This window comes from Gracilibacillus thailandensis (genome assembly GCF_010994055.1).
GTDB lineage: Bacteria > Bacillota > Bacilli > Bacillales > Amphibacillaceae > Gracilibacillus > Gracilibacillus lacisalsi.
Map to the genome: position 1 here is coordinate 1 of NZ_WJID01000161.1, position 536 is coordinate 536.

The window sequence follows — 536 nt, forward strand, 5'->3', positions numbered from 1 at the left end:
ATTTTTGTGTTAAAACTATTCGGTGTTTTTAATGTATTAAAATGTGATGACAAAATCGTATCTAAAATAAACTTGGTACTTGTTTTACCAAAACTACCGGTAATTCCGATTGTTTCGGTATTTTTGGCACTGTTGATCATTCGTTTTGCATCTTGATAATAATACTCTTTAATTCTATTCTCTATCGGTTTGTTAATAAAGTTTGCTAATAAAACAATAACATATGTGAAGATCGAACCTAGTACCATCACTAACCCAGCATAGCTTAACGGGTAATCATTCCAAATAAAATGCAAGCTAGTTGCGAATAAGAAAAGATAAATAATCGCAATAGTCGTAATCAGACGTTTGACACGCGCGGTAACAGCTAATTTTTTCTTTTCTTGTTTCGTTCTCGGCACGAATAGACCTAGCAATGCGATCACGAATATGAGCCAATTCCACTCCAAAAATAATAGTAGGGCGAAAATAAGTGCTAACCACTCATGAATAGGTACAACTTTTGACCAATGCTCTGTCATCCAACGCCATAATCG

General features: G+C 34.5%; 1 pseudogene. It reads right to left on the reverse strand.

The features are described from left to right. A pseudogene (locus GH715_RS21320) lies at nucleotides 1–536 on the reverse strand (UDP-N-acetylmuramoyl-tripeptide--D-alanyl-D-alanine ligase); the annotation flags it as partial.